The sequence below is a fragment of the Cryobacterium sp. N22 genome (assembly GCF_002929555.1).
Classification (GTDB): Bacteria; Actinomycetota; Actinomycetes; order Actinomycetales; family Microbacteriaceae; genus Cryobacterium.
This window is the reverse complement of sequence record NZ_PJJP01000031.1, coordinates 134327-151329: the sequence shown is the minus strand read 5'-3', so window position 1 is coordinate 151329 and position 17003 is coordinate 134327. Positions and strand designations below refer to the sequence as shown.

The following is a 17003-nucleotide window of genomic DNA, read 5'->3' as shown; positions in this document are numbered from 1 at the left end:
CAGTACGGGCATTCGGGGGAAACAACTTGCCCATGAAACGCTCCTTAGATCAGAGCGTTGCTACGACCGTATGACTTTGCCGCGCTGCGAAGGCGGGAAGTCCGCAATTGAGAATGCAGACGTGGTCAGCGCGCCGCGAGGGTGGTCAACAGCGCGGCCGGCAGCTCGGGGTCGGGCATGGTCACGGCGAACAGGGTGCCGTTGTGTCGTTCGACGACGATGCCGGGTCCGCTGGTGAGCACCACGGCTGAGCGGCCGGGCAGGATCCGGTAGCCCCAGCCGCCCCACTCGAGCGGGCGGATGGTCTCGGCCCGCGCCGAGGCGACCTGGTCGAGGGCGATCTGCTTGATCGGCAGCCGCAACAGGCTCGAGACGACCCGCAGCCCCCGACGATCCACGCTGACCCGCAGCCGGGCGAAGGTGAGGCAGATGCCCGCCACCAGCAGGAGAGTGAGGACTCCGCCCGCGCCGGCGCCGTCCTCGAGAACGCTGAAGACCGCCAGCGCGACAGCGCCGAGGGCCAGCCCGCCGGCCAGCCAGAGGAACATCGGCACGGTCACAGTGGTGAACCAGGCGCCGGACTCGGTCGCGCCCAGCGGCACCGTCGCCGGGCCTGCCGTTGCCGCGATCTCGCGGCGGTGCGGGCGGCGCGGTGACAGGGCGAAGGGGATCAGTCCGTAGCCCAGGGCCAGCACCGCGAGCAGCGGCCATGCGCCTGCCTCCGGTTCGGGTGAGCCGGTGGCGATGACCAGGCCGGCGACCACCAACCAGACGCCGGCGGCCAGCCCGGCGGCGCAGCCGGCCGCGAGCACCAGGCCACGACGGATGTCGGCCGCGGCGTCGGAGAGAGCGACCAGCCCCGCCAGGGCGGCGAGGAGCGCGATGGCGCCCGTGATGCCGATCATGACCTCGGTGCCGGCGGTCGAGGTGATCTCCGCACCGTTCCACTGCTTGGGCAGCACGGCCGGCAGCCGGTCGTACCAGAGCGTGGCCGTCAGGGAGATGGTGACGACTGGCAGCCAGAGCGTGGCGGCGGCGAACCGTTCCCGCCCGGTGGCGTGCGGCGTGAGCGTGGGTGTGGCCTCGGGGGTGGTCTGGGTGGGCATGGCTCAGCCTCTCGTCTGGATCAGGGTGAGGACTTCGGGCAGGCCGACCCCCAGTTTGCGCGCCTCGGCGAGCAGGGCGTCGGCGAGTTCGACGAGGCGCACGGTGCCGGCGCCCGCATCCGCTCGCACCGACGCACCGCGGCCCTGGCGCATCTCGAGGATCCCGTCGTCCCGCAGCTGCGCGTAGGCGCGCAGCACGGTGTGCATGTTGATGTCGAGAGCGTTGGCCAGCTCCCGGGCCGGCGGCAGCCGGGTGCCCGGCGCGAGGGTGCCGTCGGCGACGCCGGCGCGCACCTGTACGGCGAGCTGCTCGGCAAGCGAGACCGTCGAGGCCGGGTCCACACGAAACAACATGTTCGCAATGTTAGTAGAACAATGTCGTTGTGTCGAGAGGTGCGATGGAAAGCCTTGCGCGTAGATGTTTCCTCTCGCTGGTCGAGCCTGCCGAGACCCGGTGAGACGGCCTCTGGATCGCATCCATCCCGTTGGTCGAGCTTGTCGAGACCCCGTCGCGAGGTCTCGACAAGCTCGACCGACGACTCACAACCGACGAGCGGCCGATCAGGCGGGCAGTGGCGGCTGCGGGGCAGGCGGTTCCGGTTCGGTCCTGAACCCGATCGCCTTGTGGCTGCCGTCGCAGAACGGCTTGAGCGTCGACACCCCGCAGCGGCACAGCGCCACGGTCTTCCGCCGCGGCGGAATCACCTCGCCCGTCGGCGTGAGGATCTCGAACGTGCCGCGCACCAGCAGCGGACCATTCGGGTACGCGGTGATGCTCACGGGCTCGTCCGCACCGGCCGCGGGATGGTCGTCCCACTGGTCGTCAAACCGTTTGGCGGGCTGATTGGCGGGCTGGTTGTCCGGCTCGGTCATGCCGGCAGGCTCGCGGTGTCCACTGCGCGCAGCGCCGACGTGCCGGCGGTCCAGGCGTCGAGCTGCTGGGCGCCGGCGAGGCCGTCCACGTAGAGCCCGGCCGCGGCCCCGAAGAACACGTCCTGGAGCAGCTCGGGTTCGTCGGTGGCGAGGGAACCGGCCAGGTCGCGGGCCGCGATCTGCTCGTGCACAGCATCCGCTTCGACGTGTTCGTCGAAGTAGAAGGTGACGTCGGCGTTGTAGCCGAGTCGCCGAAAACCGTTGCCGTAGAGCCGGTTGGGCTGGGACGACGTCATCTCGAACGCGGCGAGATGCCCGGCGATGGCGCCACGCAGCCGGCGGTGGGCGCCGAACATCGTCATCATGTTGCTGGAGGCCAACGTGATCGCCGGCACCGCGTCGACGTAGTGACCGTTGGTGGCGTCCAGGCCCACGCCGCGCATCGTGCGGGCGAACAGCTCGGAGTGCATGCGGTCGAACCGGCCGCCGCCATACTCGTCGGCCTGGATCTCCACCAGTGCGGCCTTCGCCCGGCTGCGCAGGCGCGGGATCGCCCAGCTGTGCGGGTCGGCCTCCTTGAGCTGGTAGATCGAACGCAGGATGAGGAACTCGTGCGCCTGCTCGTCAGTGGCCTTCTTCGCCATGTACCGCGACACGCTCGGCCCGGTGTCCGCACCGGTGAGCTCGAACAGGGCGGCGGCGACGCTCTCCACGCCTGGCGCGGGCAGCTCGGGCATCGGGGCGCGCTCGCGCAAGGCCTTCTCAAACTCGAGTTCGATGCTGGCACACAGCGCGAGCACCTCGGGGTGCCACTCCCAGGCGTCGTCGATGCCGCGCAGGCCGCTGTAGCGCAGCTCGTAGGCCAGGAAGAGGGCGGTCTGCAGGTCATCGTCCTGCAGCAGGTCGGCGGTTTCGCCCAGGGCTGCGGCGGTGCGCTCCCGCAGTGTCGCGGCGAGATCAGTCTCGGTCGCGGTCGAGGAAGTCTCGAGGAGCTCGAGCAGGGCGGCGCTCACTGGGCCTCGGGACTGGGGGATTCTCACGTGCCGTACCTCGCTCTGTTCGACCGGCTCGCGCGCCCGAGTGGCGGCGCGGCCAGGGAGAGATCATAACAGGGCGCGGATGAGGGGAGCCCGGAGGTCGCTCCGTCGAGGGTGTCGGCCGACCCGGGCCCGCGGATGCCCGATTCGCGTTATGCGGGCAAGGCGCCGCTGCGCCGGTGGCGCGCCACCCGCATAGCGGCGCGTGACCCGCATAACTCGAGATGGCCTTGGCGCGTTACCCGCATAGCGGCGCCTGACCCGCATACCTCGGGCGGATGGCAGTGGGTCTCGTCGCTGAGGGCGGGTCACCGGGTCTCGACGAGCTCGACCAACGGGATGGCGCGATCTGGAGGTTGGCTCGCGGGTCTCGACGAGCTCGACCGGCGCATGGGCGGGTACCCGGGTCTCGACGAGCTCGACCAGCGGGAGGGCGGGGTACCGGGTCTCGACGAGCTCGACCAGGGGGAGGGGGCGACCCCGAGACGAGAGCTAGGCCGGCACAACCACGTTGTGCCGGCCGATCGGCAGCATCATCGGGCGGCCCGAGGTCGGATCGAGAAGCACCCGGCTCGACAGACCGAACACCGCCTGCACGGTCTCCTCGGTGAGCACCTCGTGCGGCTCGCCCACCGCGTGCACCCGGCCGCCGGCCAGGGCGATGAGGTGGTCGGCGTACCGGGCGGCGAGGTTGAGGTCGTGCAGCACCATCACGATGGCGGTGCCGCGGGCCCGGTTGAGGTCGGTGAGCAGGTCGAGCACCTCCACCTGGTGGCTCACGTCGAGGAACGTCGTCGGCTCGTCGAGCAACAGCAGGTCGGTCTGCTGCGCGAGCGCCATCGCGATCCACACCCGCTGCCTTTGCCCGCCCGAGAGCTCGTCGACGGAACGGTCGGCCAGCGACGCGGTGTCGGTGGCGTCCAGCGCCGCGGCGACGGCCTCGTCGTCCTCAGCGCTCCAGCGGGAGAACATCCGTTGGTGCGGGTTGCGGCCGCGGCCCACCAGGTCGGACACGGTGATGCCCTCCGGCGCGATCGGTGACTGGGGGAGCAGCCCCAGCGTGCGGGCCAGCTCCTTGGCGGGCATCCGGTGCACTTGCGTGCCGTCGAGCAGCACCTGGCCACCCCGCGGCACGAGCAGCCGTGACATCGAGCGCAGCAGGGTGGACTTGCCGCAGGCGTTCGCGCCCACGATCGCGGTGATCCGGCCGGTCGGCACGACCAGGTCGAGGCCGTCGATCACGGTGCGGTCGCCGTAACCGAGGGTGAGGTTCTCCACCGTGAGGGTATGAATGAGTGTCACAGGGAGCCTCCGGCGCGGTTGGTGCGGATGATGAGGTAGATCAGGTACGGCGCCCCGAGCACGCCAGTGACGACGCCCACCGGAAACCGGGTGCCGAACGCGTACTGGCCGGCGAAGTCGCCCACCAGCACGAGCAGCGCGCCCACGAGCCCGGCCGGCACGAGCAGCGAGACGCCCGGCCCCACGATGCGCGACGCGATCGGCCCGGCCAGAAACGCCACGAACGCAATCGGCCCGGCCGCGGCGGTGGCGAACGCGATGAGCCCCACGGCGGCGACGATCAGGATCACCCGGGAGCGTTCGACGCGCACCCCCAAAGCGGATGCGGTGTCGTCACCGAGCTGGCTCATCGACAGGTTGCGGGACTGACCCAGCAGCACCGGCGCGAGCACCACCAGGGCCACGAACACCGGCACGGTCTGCGCCCAGGTGCTGCCGTTCAGGCTGCCGGTGAGCCAGCGCATGGCTACCTGGAGGTCCCACTCGGCGGCCTGGGAGAGCACGTACGCGGTCATGCTGTCGAGCATCGCGGCCACGCCGATGCCGATCAGAATGAGCCGGGTGCCGGCCACGCCGCCCTTGTACGCCAAGGCGTAGACGGCCAGCGCCACGGCCAGGCCGGAGACGATGGCCACCACCGACACCGCGGTCGAGCCCAGGCCCAGCACGATGATCGCGAACGCGGCGGCGGCGCTGGCGCCGGAGCTGATGCCGATGATGTCGGGGCTGGCCAGGGGGTTGCGCAGCATGGTCTGAAAGGTCACGCCGCCCAGCCCGAAGCACAGCCCGGCCAGCACGGCCAACGATGCCCGCGGCAGCCGCAACCGGCCCACGGTGAAGCCGGCGCCGGGCACGTCCTGGCCGAGCATCACGCCGAGCACCTCGGCGGGGGAGTAGACGGTCTGGCCCACCATCAGGCTCACGAGGTAGCCGACGCCGATGAGCAGCGCCAGCACGGTGATCACCCGGCGGCGACGGATGCCGCGGCGCACGCGGCCACGGGCCACGGCATCCGCTGTCGAAAGCGGCCTATCAACAACAGCAGCGCTCACAGTTCACGCACCTTGCGTCGGCGCACGATGTAGATGAAGAACGGGGCGCCGATCAGGGCGGTGATGATGCCCACGTCGATCTCGCTGGGCCGGGCCACGATGCGGCCGAGCACGTCCGCGCCGGTGAGCAGGGCGGCGCCGAGCACCGCGGAGAACGGCAGCAGCCAGCGGTGGTCCACGCCCACCAGCAGCCGGCAGGCGTGCGGCACGACGAGGCCCACGAAGCCGATCGGCCCGGCCACGGCCGTGATCGCGCCACACAACACGACGGCGCCGAGCGCGGCCGAGCCGCGGGCCACGGCCACCCGTTCGCCCAGGCCGGCGGCGAGGTCGTCGCCGAGGGCCAGCGAGTTCAGCGCCCGGGCAGAGAGAAAGCAGAGCACGAAGCCCACCAGAAGAAACGGCGCCACCTGGCGGATGCTCTCCATCGTGGCGCCGCCGACGCCGCCGATCTGCCAGGACCGCACCCCGCCGGCGATGTCATTGCGCGGCAGCACCACCGCGGTGACGAACGAGGCCAGCGCAGCGGAGGTGGCCGCGCCCGCCAGGGCCAGCTTGAGCGGCGTCGAACCGCCGCGGCCCAGTGACCCGATCGCATAGACGAACAGGGCGGTGACGCCGGCGCCCACAATCGCGACCCAGATCATCGACGAAGCCGAGGTGAGCCCGAAGAAGGCCATGCCGCTGACCACGGCCAGCGCCGCGCCCGTGTTCACGCCCAGGATGCCCGGGTCTGCCAGCGGGTTGCGGGTCACTCCCTGCATCACCGCGCCGGACATGCCCAGGGCGGCCCCGGCGACCACGGCCAGCAGGGTGCGCGGGATGCGGGTGGCCACGGCGGCCTGGTCGAAACCGTCAACCCCGCCGCCGAGCGCGGCGAGAATGTCGGCCCAGCCGACCTCGCGGGAGCCGATGGTGATCGAGGCCAGCATCAGCAGGGTGAGCACGCCGAGCGCGGCGAGCAACCACAACGACCGCAGCCGCTTCGGGCGTCGCACAATGGCGACGCTCGAAGCGGCTGATGAAGCAGTGGAAAGGAGGGTCACTTAGCGTTGTCGGCCGCCGCGGCGAGCAGGGCGGCGTAGTCGTCAAGGATGTATGAAATCGACAGCGGGGTGGGGTTCGCGGCGGTGCCCATGGGGCCGTCGCCGGAGAGGTTCACGATGGACTTGTTGGCCACCGCGGGGATCTGCGAGAGCAGCGGGTCACCCTCGAGGGTGGCGACCAGGTCGGCGCCGCCGTAGGTGACGATGATGTCCACGTCGCTGAACGCATCCGACTGCTCGGCGCTCACGGTGAGGGAGTACTTGTCGGTGGCGTCGGAGGCCTTGATGATGCTCGGGGCGCTCACCATGCCGAGGTCGTCGAAAAACATGGTGCGGGTGTCGTGCGTGGTGTAGAAGCTGACCTCGCTGAGGTCGGCCTCGTCCACGTGGGTGAGGAACATCGCGGTCTTGCCCTCGAGCGACGGATACTTCGCGGCGGTGGCGGCGATCTCGGTCTCGAGTTCGGCGATGAGCTCGTCGCCCTCGGCGGCCATGCCCATGCCGGCGGCGTTCTGCGAGATCATGTCGCGCCAGGAGGTGCCCCAGGCGGTCTCCGGGTAGGCCACGACCGGCGCGATGGCGCTGAGGGTGTCGTAGTCCTCCTGGGTGAGGCCGGAGTAGGCGGCGAGGATCACGTCGGGCTTGGTGTCGGCGACGGCTTCGAAGTCGATGCCGTCGGTCTCGTCGAAGAGCACCGGGGTCTCCCCGCCGAGCTCGTCGAGCTTCTCCTTCACCCAGGGCAGCAGGCCGTCGGCGTCGTCGTCGCCCCAGGTGGCGGCGGCCATGCCCACCGGCACCACGCCGAGGGCCAGCGGCACCTCTTGGTTGGCCCAGTTGACGGTGGCGACGCGCTCGGGCTTCGCCTCGATGACGGTCTCGCCGAAGGCGTGCTCGATGGTGACCGGCGTGAAGTCGCCGGATGCGGCCGCGGCGGTGTCGGCCGCGGGGGAGGTGGAGCAGCCGGCCAGGCCCAGGGTGAGCACGGCGGCGGCCGAGAAGGCAATGAGAGTGGATGCGCGGGGCATGGTTTTCCTCGTGATCGTGATGCGGGGGTCGGGGACGGACCGGCGGCAGCTGTGATGCCGCACCCGTCGGCCGCGCGCAGAGGTCCAGGCCAAGCGCAGTCGTAAGGGTTGCCTTACCTTACCAGTGCGGTTGTGTCCGAGCGCAAGTCGCCCACCCCGGCAATCGAGCCGCTCTCAGCCAACTCCCCATCCCGTCCCGACGCGGATCCAAGCCGTGAAAACTTAGACCTTCTGAACGTGTGTGTCCCGCGCGACAATCCGCCCGCCATCCGCCCGAACCGGATCAATGTTCGGTAGCGGCTCACCAGTCTGCTCGAGGATCAGCACGGAGTGTTCTTCGTCGGCCTCGAATGCGTTCCGTTCGCCCCATTGACGTAGGCCCACGATGACGGTGAATAGGTCCTCGCCGCGCGGGGTGAGCCGGTAGTGCGCCCGCGAGTCCGCCCCGGTGTCAACTCGACGCAAAATGCCGTTCTCGACCAGCAGGCGCAGCCGGTCGGCGAGGATGTTCTTCGCAATACCGAGACTGCGCTGAAACTCGCTGAAGCGCGTGAGCCCGTCAAACGCGTCGCGAATGATCAGGAGAACCCACCGGTCTCCCACTAGATCGAGAGTCCGCGCGACCGGGCACTGCCGATCGGTCCAGGTGCGAGGTGTCATTGGGCACGTCCTTCCGGTTGCACTTCACAACCATTCTCCCCTAGGCTCCGTTCGGTTGCAATATGCAACCAGAATCCAAGGAGAGTCACGATGGTTCAGACAGCGCCGAGCATCCCGTGGAGCCGCCGGCTGCTCCTCGCCTCCCTATGCGCGGCGGCGGTGGCCAACGTCTACTACGCGCAGCCCCTGCTCGGCCAGATCGGAATCGACCTGGGCTTCGATGCCAGCCAGGTGGGCTGGATCGTAGCCGCCGGGCAGGCCGGCTACCTGGTCGGGCTCGTCCTTCTCGTGCCCCTGGGCGACCGACTACCCCGCCGAACCCTCATCGCCCTGCAGCTCGGCGCCGCCGCGGTGAGCCTGTCGTTGGCGGCGTCCGCGGGCGGCGCCGCATCCCTCCTCATCGCCCTCGCACTCACCGGGCTCTTCTCCGTGGTTGTGCAGGTGGTCGTCGCCTACACGGCGGCGCTCAGCAGCGACGCGGACCGCGGCCGCAACCTGGGCGTGGTCACCGGTGGGGTCGTGATCGGCATCGTCCTGGCCCGCACCGTCTCCGGCGCCGTGGCCGACCTCGCCGGATGGCGCACCGTCTACACCGGGTCAGCCGGGCTGCTGCTGCTTCTCGCGATCGTCGCGCTGCTTCGGTTGCCGACCCAACATCCGGCGTCGACACCCTTCTCCTACCGGAGCGCCGTGCTCTCGGTGTACACCTGGACTCGCACCAGCCGGGTATTCCGAACCCGCGCGCTGATCACGCTGTTCCTGTTCGCGTCGTTCGGAACGCTCTGGAGTGGCATGGTCCTTCCGCTTGCTGACGCCCCCTGGCAGCTGTCCACGGCCCAGATCGGCCTGTTCGGCATCGGTGGGCTGGTGGGCGCCCTGGGTGCGACGCGCGCCGGCCGGTGGGCCGACCGCGGACATGGCGAACGGGTCACCGGGCTCTCCCTGGTGCTCCTGCTCGGCTCCTGGCTTCTCATCGGTCAGGTCGCCGATTCGCTCGTCCTCTTCCTCATCGGCGTCGTGATCCTCGACTTCGCCGTCCAGGCCGTGCAGGTATCCAGCCAGCACCGCATCGTGACAGATGCGCCCGCCTCCGGCAGTCGAGTCATCGGCAGCTACATGGTCTACTACTCCGTGGGCAGCGGGCTCGGTGCGGTCGCGACGACAGCGCTGTATGCGGGCGGCGGATGGGCTGCGGTCACCCTGCTCGGGGCAGCGTTCGCCGGGGCAGCGCTGTTGATCTGGCTGGTTGACCGGGTGGTCCCGATGAGGATTGAGCCCCACCGCGAAGGGGGAGTGGTTGCACTGATGCAGCAGGGCTAATGTGAATCCGAAACAGGGAATTGTCGCCCACGAACCCGGCTCGCGTTCGACGCCTAACAGGCAATCGCCGAGTCGGCGTTGGCCGTCCCGGAGGACATCTCGGTCGCATCCGTCGACGACGACGAAACAACGGAGCAACCATGCGCAACCAGGTCCAACTCATCGCCTACGCCGATCGACTCGGCGGCACCCTGGCGAACCTGCACGACCTGCTCGACACCGAGCTGACGGGGGTGTTCGGCGGTGTGCACATCCTGCCGTTCTTCACCCCGTTCGACGGCGTGGACGCCGGGTTCGATCCCGTCGACCACACCGCGGTCGATCCTCGCCTGGGCTCCTGGGACAACGTGCGCACCCTCGCCCAGAGTCACGACGTCGTCGTCGATGTCATCGTCAACCACGTCTCCGCCGACTCGGCGCAGTTCCGCGACGTGGTCGCCACGGGGCGCCGGTCGCGCTGGTTTGAGATGTTCCTCACCATGGGCGCGGTCTTCCCCGACGGTGCCCGGGAGCACGACCTCCTCAGCGTGTACCGCCCCCGGCCGGGCCTGCCGCTGACCACGATGACGCTCGGTTCGGAACCTCACCTGGTCTGGACGACGTTCACCCCGCAGCAGATCGACGTGGATGTGCGCTCCGAGCTCACCCGGGACTACCTGCGCTCCATCCTCGATGCCCTCGCCGCCGCCGGCGTCACAATGATCCGCATGGACGCGGTGGGCTACGCCGTGAAGACCCCGGGAACCACGAGTTTCATGACGCCCGAGACCTTCGCCTTCATCGAAGAGCTGCGGGTCGAGGCCGCCGAGCGGGGCATGCAGACACTCGTGGAGGTGCACTCCTATTACAAGCGCCAGGTGGAGATCGCGGCGCTCGTGGACTCTGTCTACGACTTCGCGCTGCCGCCCCTGGTTCTGCACGCCGCACATTCGGGCGACCACGAACCGCTCCTGCGCTGGCTCGAGGTGCGCCCGACAAACGCCGTCACGGTGCTCGACACCCACGACGGCATCGGCATCGTGGATGTCGGTTCCGACCCCGACACCGGCGAGGCCGGCCTCCTCAACGACGCGCAACTGGATGCGCTCGTCGAGTCGATTCACGACGCAACCGGCGGCACGAGCCGGCTCGCGACGGGGGCCGCGGCGTCGAACCTGGACCTGTACCAGGTCAACTCCACCTTCTTCGCTGCCCTGGGCAGCGACGACCGCCGCTTGCTGGCCGCCCGCGCCGTGCAGTACTTCACCCCGGGCATTCCCCAGGTGTACTACGTGGGCGCATTCGCCGGCGGCAATGACACTGACCTGCTCGAACGTACCGGGGTGGGCCGGGACATCAACCGTCATCACTACGCACCGGAGGAGGTGCGAGAGAACCTGCAGCGCCCGGTGGTGACGGCGGGATTCGAACTCGCCCGGTTCCGCAACACCTTCGACGTGTTCAACGGGTCCTTCACCGCGGCACGGTCCGCGCAGGACGGCGGTCTCACCCTCGCGTGGACCGACGGGCCCCGGTCGGCGACGCTGACGGTCGACCTGCGGATGGGGGACACCACGCTGGTCTGGACTGACGGCGACCGGAGCGGACAGGTTGACGATTTCCTCACGGCGGGCGCCTGGGCACCGAAGGGCTAAGCGCGCACGCCGCCCACGGATGCCCGATTCGCGTTGTGCGGGTCAGGCGCCGCTATGCGCCTGGCGCGCCACCCGCATAGCGGCGCCTGACCCGCATACCTCCCTGAGGTGCTTGATGAATTGGACGGTGATGTGCTCGCCCGTGATGGTCGCTAGCCCTCCGCTACTCGGCCACCGAGTACGTGTAGCTCCCATCGGCAGCGTTCAGCTCCACCCACACGGAGCGCGTCACCCCGCCGGCATCCGTCACGTTGCAGGCGAAACTCAGCGCCTCCAGATCAGCTGGACACTCCACCTGCACCACGCCATAGCTCGGCTCAAGCGCCGCGCCCAGGTCATCCGCCATGGCCGCGTGGAATCCCGCCAGGTTGGTCGCCGCCGCTCCGACGAGCCACACCGTCGCGCCGCACACCAGCAGCGAGTTCGCCAACCCCACCCACATCGGCGCCGACCCCAAACCGGCGTGCCGACGCAGCACCACAGTGCGAGCGATCAGGTAGGCGACGGAACCCAACAACGACCACGCCCAATGCGCCACTGTGCGGTGCCGCCAGGACCGAAGCCGCTTCACATCCCGTTGAGCGGCCGCCAGTGTCAGCAAGAAGGGCAGCGCCAGGGCACCTAGCTGCAACCACCAGGCGGATCCCCACCACGCCAATACCAGCGACGCCGCCGCCGTAACTCCCGCGATCCATGGCATGAACGCGATCGTCCACACGGATGCTGTGCTCCACCGGCTCGGTATGTCGCGGTACAGCGTCGCCTCCTCAGGCGCCGCCATGGGCACGTACGCCGACGGCCGGCTCTCCGACCGGTCGGCTTCGCGATCCCAGGCATAGCTGGTGATCGGTGCGATGCGAGTCACCGGCGGCGGCAAGGCCTGGGTTCCCGCGGCCTCCTCCTCGAGCGCCCGGCGCTCCCGGCGTGACAGTGGTGGTGCCGACTCGTCGGTACCCGAGTCCGACCTGGCGTCGGCACCAGCCGACCTGCCGTCGAAGGGCTCGCCGCCGGGCCGCGAGGTCGGCTCAGGCCGGTGCTCGGTCATAGGCGCGAAGTGTTCCGTCCAGTCCAGGCCGCTCCACCAGCGCAACCGTGTTCCGGTGCCGGGGTCCACGTACCAGCCGGCCGGTGTCACATAGCCTGGTTGATCGCCCACAGTATTCCCCCGATTGTTTTTCTTACCTGCGCTTCAAAGTGCCGAACCCTCAACACGTCATCGACACGATTCCCGCGTATTGCTCGGCTGCGCTCGCCGCATGTTCCACGACCAGGAACGGCACCTCGGCCACGACCGCCGCCTGAGTTGATGCGGTGCGAAGGCTGACACCGTCCACGGCGTCAGAAAATCCCGCATTGATGGTGGCGACCGGGCAGTCGACCCGGGCAGTGACTGACCAGATCCAGCAACCCAGATTGCCCTGGCAGTTGCCCTGATAAGTAGCGGTATCGTCCACCGCCACGACGGATGCGCCGGCCAACAGATCTGTCGCCGCGTACGCTACTGGCGGCGGCACGACAACGGTGGGAACGCCCGTGCCCGCGAGCAGGTTGCTCAGCAGGAGCGCAAGATAGGCGCCCACACTGACAACGCCCAGCACGCCAAGGAGTACCCCGAATGGCGAGCGACCGCGCCGGTACCGCGGCGCCGAGGGCTGCCAGCTGCCGGGTTGGGCCGCCCGCGCGGTCGCCTGCCGGGCCCGAGCCAACTTCCGAGCAGACAGCGGCCGACCGGTTGGAGGGTGAACCGGGTCGGCCTGCATCCAGGCTGCGGCATCGCGGGCCGCCACGAATTCGGCGAAACTCATCGTTTTCGGCTGCGGAGGAGAGTTGTGCGGTGGCGGCGGAGACTGCTGTGGCCTGCGGTTCGGCCCGGGTGTGCTGCTCGTCGGTCTCGGCGGTGTCGCCGAGGGCTGCTTGGTTGACGACGGAGCAGTCGGCGGGGGCGTCGGTTGTGGCGCCGACCGCAGGCGGGCGTGGAGCACGTCACGGGCGTCACACACCCGAGTGAACTCGGCGTTGGCTGCCGATAGCTGGGAGGTGGACGCTCCGATCAAGCGGTCGGGGTGGCACAGTCGTGCCCGCTGCCTAAAGGCCTTGTCCACCTCGCCCTTGGTGGCGGAGAGTCCGAGATCGAGCACAGCCGCAGCGGTTGTGGCACTCATCGCCGCTGGTTTCATCAGAAGGCGCCGCTCGACCGCAGGTACCGCTCGTAGTGCGCACGGTCTGACTGCACTTTGAGCTGCGCGGCCGCGTCTGTAACGGCCGTGAGTAAGGCCGCTTCGATCCGCCGTGTCTCCGCTCGTGCCTGTGCGAACTTGATGCAGACCGTAAGGAGAAGCAGCGCCCCCATGCCGAGACGCAGCGCACCTGAGCCACCACCGAGGCCCGAGACGATGAGTCCGATCGCGAGCAGAATCAGCACGTTACCCGCCAACACATTTCGGCGCACGGACCGCAAATGCGGACGGGTCATTCGTGCCCAGCCCGAATCGTTGCGGCTCCAGAACTGCCACCGGGGCGGCGAGTGCGGGCATCCGGGGATCGGCACCCACCCCGACGGTGGTTGCCAGCCCAGATGCGTGGTCACCCATTCCAGTGTGGGCGTCGGCCATCCGGGCGCCGGGTGAAACACCAACGGTAGGTGCTCGGCGGGAATCGGGGCTGGGTGCGGGGTGGACACTCCCTGAGAGTAGTGGGTGATAAGCGTTGCGAGCAGCGCTTTCCCCGGTCAGGGCGCGAAAATGACACCCGAATGGGGATGGTGCGGCGCCCACTCAGAAACCGGTCACCTCGGCAGGCGCGCTGCTGCCGCCCGCACACCTGGGGTGCCGGTTTTGTGCTCGCCGCTCCCGCCGCAACGGCTTGCACCGGCGCATCCGCCTGCGTAGCGTGTGAGGATGAAAATCGGATACAAGCTGATCGCCGAGGCGTTTGGACCGCAGGAACTCGTTCGCCAAGCCGTGCGCGCCGAGCAGGCCGGCTTCGATTTTGTGGAGATGAGCGATCACTTCCACCCGTGGGTGGAGGCCCAGGGCCACTCGCCGTTCGTCTGGAACGTGCTCAGCGCGATCGCCGCGACGACCAGCACCCTGGAGCTCGCCACCGGCGTCACCTGCCCGAGCGTGCGGTACCACCCGGCCATCATCGCCCAGGCCGCCGCCACCCTCGCGCTGCTCTCCGACGGCCGGTTCACCCTCGGCGTCGGCTCGGGCGAGCGCCTCAACGAGCACATCGTGGGCCGCGGTTTTCCCGGCATCCACGAACGGCACGCCACCTTCCACGAGGCGCTGGACATCATCCGGCTGCTCTGGCAGGGCGGCTTCCAGAACTACGACGGCAAGTACCTCAAGCTCGAAGACGCCCGCATCTATGACCTGCCCGACGTGGTGCCCACCCTGGCCGTCGCCGTGAGCGGGCCGAAGTCTGTGGCGCTCGCCGCCGAGCACGGCGACGGCCTGTTCGCCACCGAGCCCAAGGCCGACCTGGTCACCGGCTACCGGGATGCCGGCGGCACCGGCCCGCTCTACGCCGAGGCCCCGCTCGCGTGGGCGCCCACCGAAGACATCGCCGTGCGGGCGGCCCACCGCACCAACGCGTGGGCGCTGTCAGGCTGGAAGGTAATGACGGAGCTGCCGAACCCGGTGAACTTCGAGGCCGCGGCCGCCACCGTGCGCGAGGACGACATCCGCGAGCAGTTCGCCTGCGGCCCCGACGTGGAGCGTCACCTCGAGGTGATCGGCCAGTTCACGGATGCCGGCTTCGACCACATCGCCCTGATGAACGCCGGCCCCGACCAAGACGGCTTCTTCGACTTCTTCGAAAAGGAGCTACGCCCCCGACTGGTCGCCACGAGCCCCCGATGACCTGAGCACGGTGGTGCCCCGCAGGACCGACGGCCCGCCGATCACTGGTTCGCGATTCGCGGGTCACACGCCGCTATGCGCCTGGCGCGCCACCCGCATAGCGGCGCCTGACCCGCATACCTCGCGCGGGCCCCGCCCGCGAGGGTCCTGCGCGTGGCGCGGGGAGTGAGCGCATCACCCGACCGGCCGGGCCGAGTGTAGCTTTCGCTCTAGTACCGGTTCGCGCCCATCGAGTCGGCCAACAACGCCAGGAACCAGGTCGCCAGCACCGCTATCACCGTGAACCCGACCACCACCGCTAAGGTCGCGACCGCCGCATTGACCAGGCCCACCCACATCGGCCGCAGGCCGTGCCGGGCGCGTGGCTGCAACGCGAAGGAGCGCGCCACCAGGTACACCGGAGCCCCCAGCCACGCCCACGCCCACGGTGCCACCGTCGGATGTTGCCAGGCGCGCAGCTGCCCCGCATCCAGCCCGGCCACGACCACGGTCAGCAGATACGGCACGAGCAACAGCAGCACCCAGATCCAGTCCGGATAACCAACGCGGATCGACAGCGCCGATGACAGGAGCGCGCCGACAGTCAGAACAACGCCGGCCGCGATCACCCAGGGCATGAATGCCAGCACCCACACCCACGGGGTGGCCCACGGCCGTCGTGTCGCCGCGGCTACATCGTCCGGGCCCGCAATCGGCGGATGCGTCTCCGCCACGTCTTCAATTCGTTGGTCGCCCACGAGATTCCCCTCCATCACGCTGATCGATCAGCTCCGGATGCCGCCGCTCACGCCGCCCCGGAGCCCAAGTGTAGGGCGGGGGAAGCCCGTGCTCAGGCGACGACCCCGGCCGAATCCTCAGCCAACGCAGCGGGCACCAGCCGCGCCTGCGTCGCGTGCCGCTGAAAGGTATCAGCCACGGAGTTGCGTCGCCGGGCGAGGTTCCCCGAGTTCGGGGGACCACGAGCCGCTTGAACGCGCCCTAACCCGAGTGACCTGCTCCAGCAGGGAGCGCACAGGACCGTGACAGGTGTCACGGTCGGCAGTGACACCCGGGCACTTCCGGCCGCCGCCCGGGCTTGATTGGCTGGTCTCACACCGCCGGAGCGATCCACCGCCCGGCCCAATTGAGACGAGTCACCATGAAGAAACCCCTGCGCATCGCCCTGACCACCCTCGGCGTGCTCGTGGCGATTCCGGTGCTGCTCGTCGCCACGACCGCCGTGGTCAACGTCGTCGCCACGAGCGCCGAGGCCGCCTCGATCACCGATTACGGGCAGCGGGTGCCCGTCGACGGCAAAGAGATGAACGTGGTGCTCAGCGGCGACGGCGACCAGACCATCGTGCTGCTGCCCGGGCTCGGCACCGCGGCGCCCGGCCTCGACTTCCAGCCCCTGATCGACGAACTCGACGACACCTACCGGGTCGTGGCCGTCGAACCGTTCGGCACCGGCCTGAGCGACCCCACCGACACCGAGCGCACCGCCGCGAACATCACCCGGGAGGTGCACGAGGCGCTGCAGTACCTGGGCGTGGATCGGTATGTGCTGATGGGCCACTCCATCGCTGGCATCTACGCCCTCACCTACAGCGCCGCCTACGCCGATGAACTCATCGCGTTCGTCGGCATCGACAGCAGTGTGCCCGATCAGCCCGGCGCGGACGAGCCGATCCCGGCGGGGCTGATCGCGTCCCTGAGCAGCCTCGGCATCACCCGGGCCCTGACCGGCCTGGCGCCCGACCCGTACGCGGGCCTGTCCTTCGACGAGCAGACCGTGAGCCAGATGAAGCTGCTCAGCAGCAAGAACGCGGCGGCTCCGACTCTGATCAACGAGATGGAGAACACCGCCGCCAACTTCGCCGCGGTCAGCGGGCAGACGTTCCCCGCCGAGCTGCCGGTGTTGCTCTTCGTGCGGGAGAACGACACCGACGTGGCCGGCTGGGTGGCCCTGCACGAGCAGCAGGCCGCGAGCGTCGCCACCGGCCAGGCGATCGAGCTCACGGGCGACCACTACCTGCACCACACCCTCTCGCCCGAGATCGCCGCGGACACCACGGCGTTCCTCGCGGCGCTGTCGATACGCTGAGA

At 69.4% G+C, this 17003-nt stretch carries 17 protein-coding genes; 4 read left to right on the top strand and 13 right to left on the bottom strand.

Features of this window, described 5'->3' with window-relative positions; translation table 11 throughout:
- Window positions 1-125 precede the first annotated feature (125 nt).
- The 9 genes from CXY76_RS07495 to CXY76_RS07455 form a co-directional block, all read right to left on the bottom strand.
- Window positions 126-1106, bottom strand: coding sequence for a hypothetical protein (locus CXY76_RS07495; RefSeq protein ID WP_104163616.1), 981 nt, complete (start codon window positions 1104-1106; stop codon window positions 126-128).
- A 3-nt stretch (window positions 1107-1109) separates the two neighbouring features.
- A complete protein-coding gene (locus tag CXY76_RS07490) occupies window positions 1110-1460 on the bottom strand; it encodes a GntR family transcriptional regulator (RefSeq protein WP_104163615.1) in 351 nt (116 codons plus the stop codon).
- A 207-nt stretch (window positions 1461-1667) separates the two neighbouring features.
- Window positions 1668-1979 carry a CDGSH iron-sulfur domain-containing protein gene (locus tag CXY76_RS07485; RefSeq protein ID WP_104163614.1) on the bottom strand — a complete coding sequence of 104 codons (312 nt, stop codon included), beginning with the start codon at window positions 1977-1979 and terminating at the stop codon, window positions 1668-1670.
- A complete protein-coding gene (locus CXY76_RS07480; protein ID WP_104163613.1) occupies window positions 1976-3019 on the bottom strand; it encodes an iron-containing redox enzyme family protein in 1044 nt (347 codons plus the stop codon). Before CXY76_RS07480 ends, CXY76_RS07485 begins: the two co-directional genes overlap by 4 nt.
- 489 nt (window positions 3020-3508) lie before the next feature.
- A complete protein-coding gene (locus tag CXY76_RS07475) occupies window positions 3509-4318 on the bottom strand; it encodes an ABC transporter ATP-binding protein (protein WP_104163612.1) in 810 nt (269 codons plus the stop codon).
- Complete coding sequence (locus CXY76_RS07470) at window positions 4315-5370, bottom strand: iron chelate uptake ABC transporter family permease subunit (protein ID WP_104163611.1); 1056 nt, start codon at window positions 5368-5370, stop codon at window positions 4315-4317. The genes CXY76_RS07475 and CXY76_RS07470 overlap by 4 nt, the downstream gene beginning before the upstream one ends.
- Complete coding sequence (locus CXY76_RS07465) at window positions 5367-6368, bottom strand: iron ABC transporter permease (protein WP_233199629.1); 1002 nt, start codon at window positions 6366-6368, stop codon at window positions 5367-5369. Before CXY76_RS07465 ends, CXY76_RS07470 begins: the two co-directional genes overlap by 4 nt.
- Before the next feature lie 44 nt (window positions 6369-6412).
- Complete coding sequence (locus CXY76_RS07460; protein ID WP_104163609.1) at window positions 6413-7441, bottom strand: iron-siderophore ABC transporter substrate-binding protein; 1029 nt, start codon at window positions 7439-7441, stop codon at window positions 6413-6415.
- A gap of 222 nt (window positions 7442-7663) precedes the next feature.
- Entirely contained in the window at window positions 7664-8101 is a 438-nt protein-coding gene (locus tag CXY76_RS07455; RefSeq protein ID WP_104163608.1) for a helix-turn-helix domain-containing protein, read from the bottom strand.
- A 90-nt stretch (window positions 8102-8191) separates the two neighbouring features.
- Here CXY76_RS07455 and CXY76_RS07450 point away from each other — a divergent pair, with 90 nt between their 5' ends.
- Both CXY76_RS07450 and gtfA read left to right on the top strand, forming a co-directional pair.
- Complete coding sequence (locus tag CXY76_RS07450; RefSeq protein WP_104163607.1) at window positions 8192-9421, top strand: MFS transporter; 1230 nt, start codon at window positions 8192-8194, stop codon at window positions 9419-9421.
- A 140-nt stretch (window positions 9422-9561) separates the two neighbouring features.
- Window positions 9562-11055: a sucrose phosphorylase gene (gene gtfA, locus CXY76_RS07445; protein WP_104163606.1), complete on the top strand. Its 1494-nt coding sequence runs from the start codon at window positions 9562-9564 to the stop codon at window positions 11053-11055.
- Between the two features lie 163 nt (window positions 11056-11218).
- Here the strand turns inward: gtfA and CXY76_RS07440 are convergent, their stop codons facing one another.
- The 3 genes from CXY76_RS07440 to CXY76_RS07430 all read right to left on the bottom strand — a co-directional run bounded on the left by CXY76_RS07440 (window position 11219) and on the right by CXY76_RS07430 (window position 13477).
- Complete coding sequence (locus CXY76_RS07440; protein WP_104163605.1) at window positions 11219-12211, bottom strand: DUF2510 domain-containing protein; 993 nt, start codon at window positions 12209-12211, stop codon at window positions 11219-11221.
- Window positions 12212-12260: 49 nt separating this feature from the next.
- Complete coding sequence (locus tag CXY76_RS07435; RefSeq protein WP_104163604.1) at window positions 12261-12860, bottom strand: hypothetical protein; 600 nt, start codon at window positions 12858-12860, stop codon at window positions 12261-12263.
- Window positions 12861-13231: 371 nt separating this feature from the next.
- A complete protein-coding gene (locus CXY76_RS07430) occupies window positions 13232-13477 on the bottom strand; it encodes a hypothetical protein (protein WP_146073403.1) in 246 nt (81 codons plus the stop codon).
- A gap of 475 nt (window positions 13478-13952) precedes the next feature.
- Between CXY76_RS07430 and CXY76_RS07425 the strand changes: the two genes are divergently transcribed.
- Entirely contained in the window at window positions 13953-14918 is a 966-nt protein-coding gene (locus tag CXY76_RS07425) for a TIGR03557 family F420-dependent LLM class oxidoreductase (RefSeq protein ID WP_104163602.1), read from the top strand.
- Between the two features lie 209 nt (window positions 14919-15127).
- Here the strand turns inward: CXY76_RS07425 and CXY76_RS07420 are convergent, their stop codons facing one another.
- Window positions 15128-15655, bottom strand: coding sequence for a hypothetical protein (locus CXY76_RS07420; protein WP_146073402.1), 528 nt, complete (start codon window positions 15653-15655; stop codon window positions 15128-15130).
- A 401-nt stretch (window positions 15656-16056) separates the two neighbouring features.
- Between CXY76_RS07420 and CXY76_RS07415 the strand changes: the two genes are divergently transcribed.
- The gene (locus tag CXY76_RS07415; RefSeq protein WP_104163600.1) at window positions 16057-17001 is read left to right on the top strand and encodes an alpha/beta fold hydrolase; all 945 of its coding nucleotides are present in this window, start codon (window positions 16057-16059) and stop codon (window positions 16999-17001) included.
- Window positions 17002-17003: the final 2 nt, after the last annotated feature.

Bases quoted from the DNA above. Each gene is read 5' to 3' on its own strand.
- CXY76_RS07485 (WP_104163614.1), bottom strand. From the start codon at position 1,979: ATGACCGAGCCGGACAACCAGCCCGCCAATCAGCCCGCCAAACGGTTT.
- CXY76_RS07460 (WP_104163609.1), bottom strand. From the start codon at position 7,441: ATGCCCCGCGCATCCACTCTCATTGCCTTCTCGGCCGCCGCCGTGCTC.
- gtfA (WP_104163606.1), top strand. From the start codon at position 9,562: ATGCGCAACCAGGTCCAACTCATCGCCTACGCCGATCGACTCGGCGGC.
- CXY76_RS07450 (WP_104163607.1), top strand. From the start codon at position 8,192: ATGGTTCAGACAGCGCCGAGCATCCCGTGGAGCCGCCGGCTGCTCCTC.
- CXY76_RS07415 (WP_104163600.1), top strand. From the start codon at position 16,057: ATGAAGAAACCCCTGCGCATCGCCCTGACCACCCTCGGCGTGCTCGTG.
- CXY76_RS07435 (WP_104163604.1), bottom strand. From the start codon at position 12,860: ATGAGTTTCGCCGAATTCGTGGCGGCCCGCGATGCCGCAGCCTGGATG.
- CXY76_RS07490 (WP_104163615.1), bottom strand. From the start codon at position 1,460: ATGTTGTTTCGTGTGGACCCGGCCTCGACGGTCTCGCTTGCCGAGCAG.
- CXY76_RS07425 (WP_104163602.1), top strand. From the start codon at position 13,953: ATGAAAATCGGATACAAGCTGATCGCCGAGGCGTTTGGACCGCAGGAA.
- CXY76_RS07455 (WP_104163608.1), bottom strand. From the start codon at position 8,101: ATGACACCTCGCACCTGGACCGATCGGCAGTGCCCGGTCGCGCGGACT.
- CXY76_RS07495 (WP_104163616.1), bottom strand. From the start codon at position 1,106: ATGCCCACCCAGACCACCCCCGAGGCCACACCCACGCTCACGCCGCAC.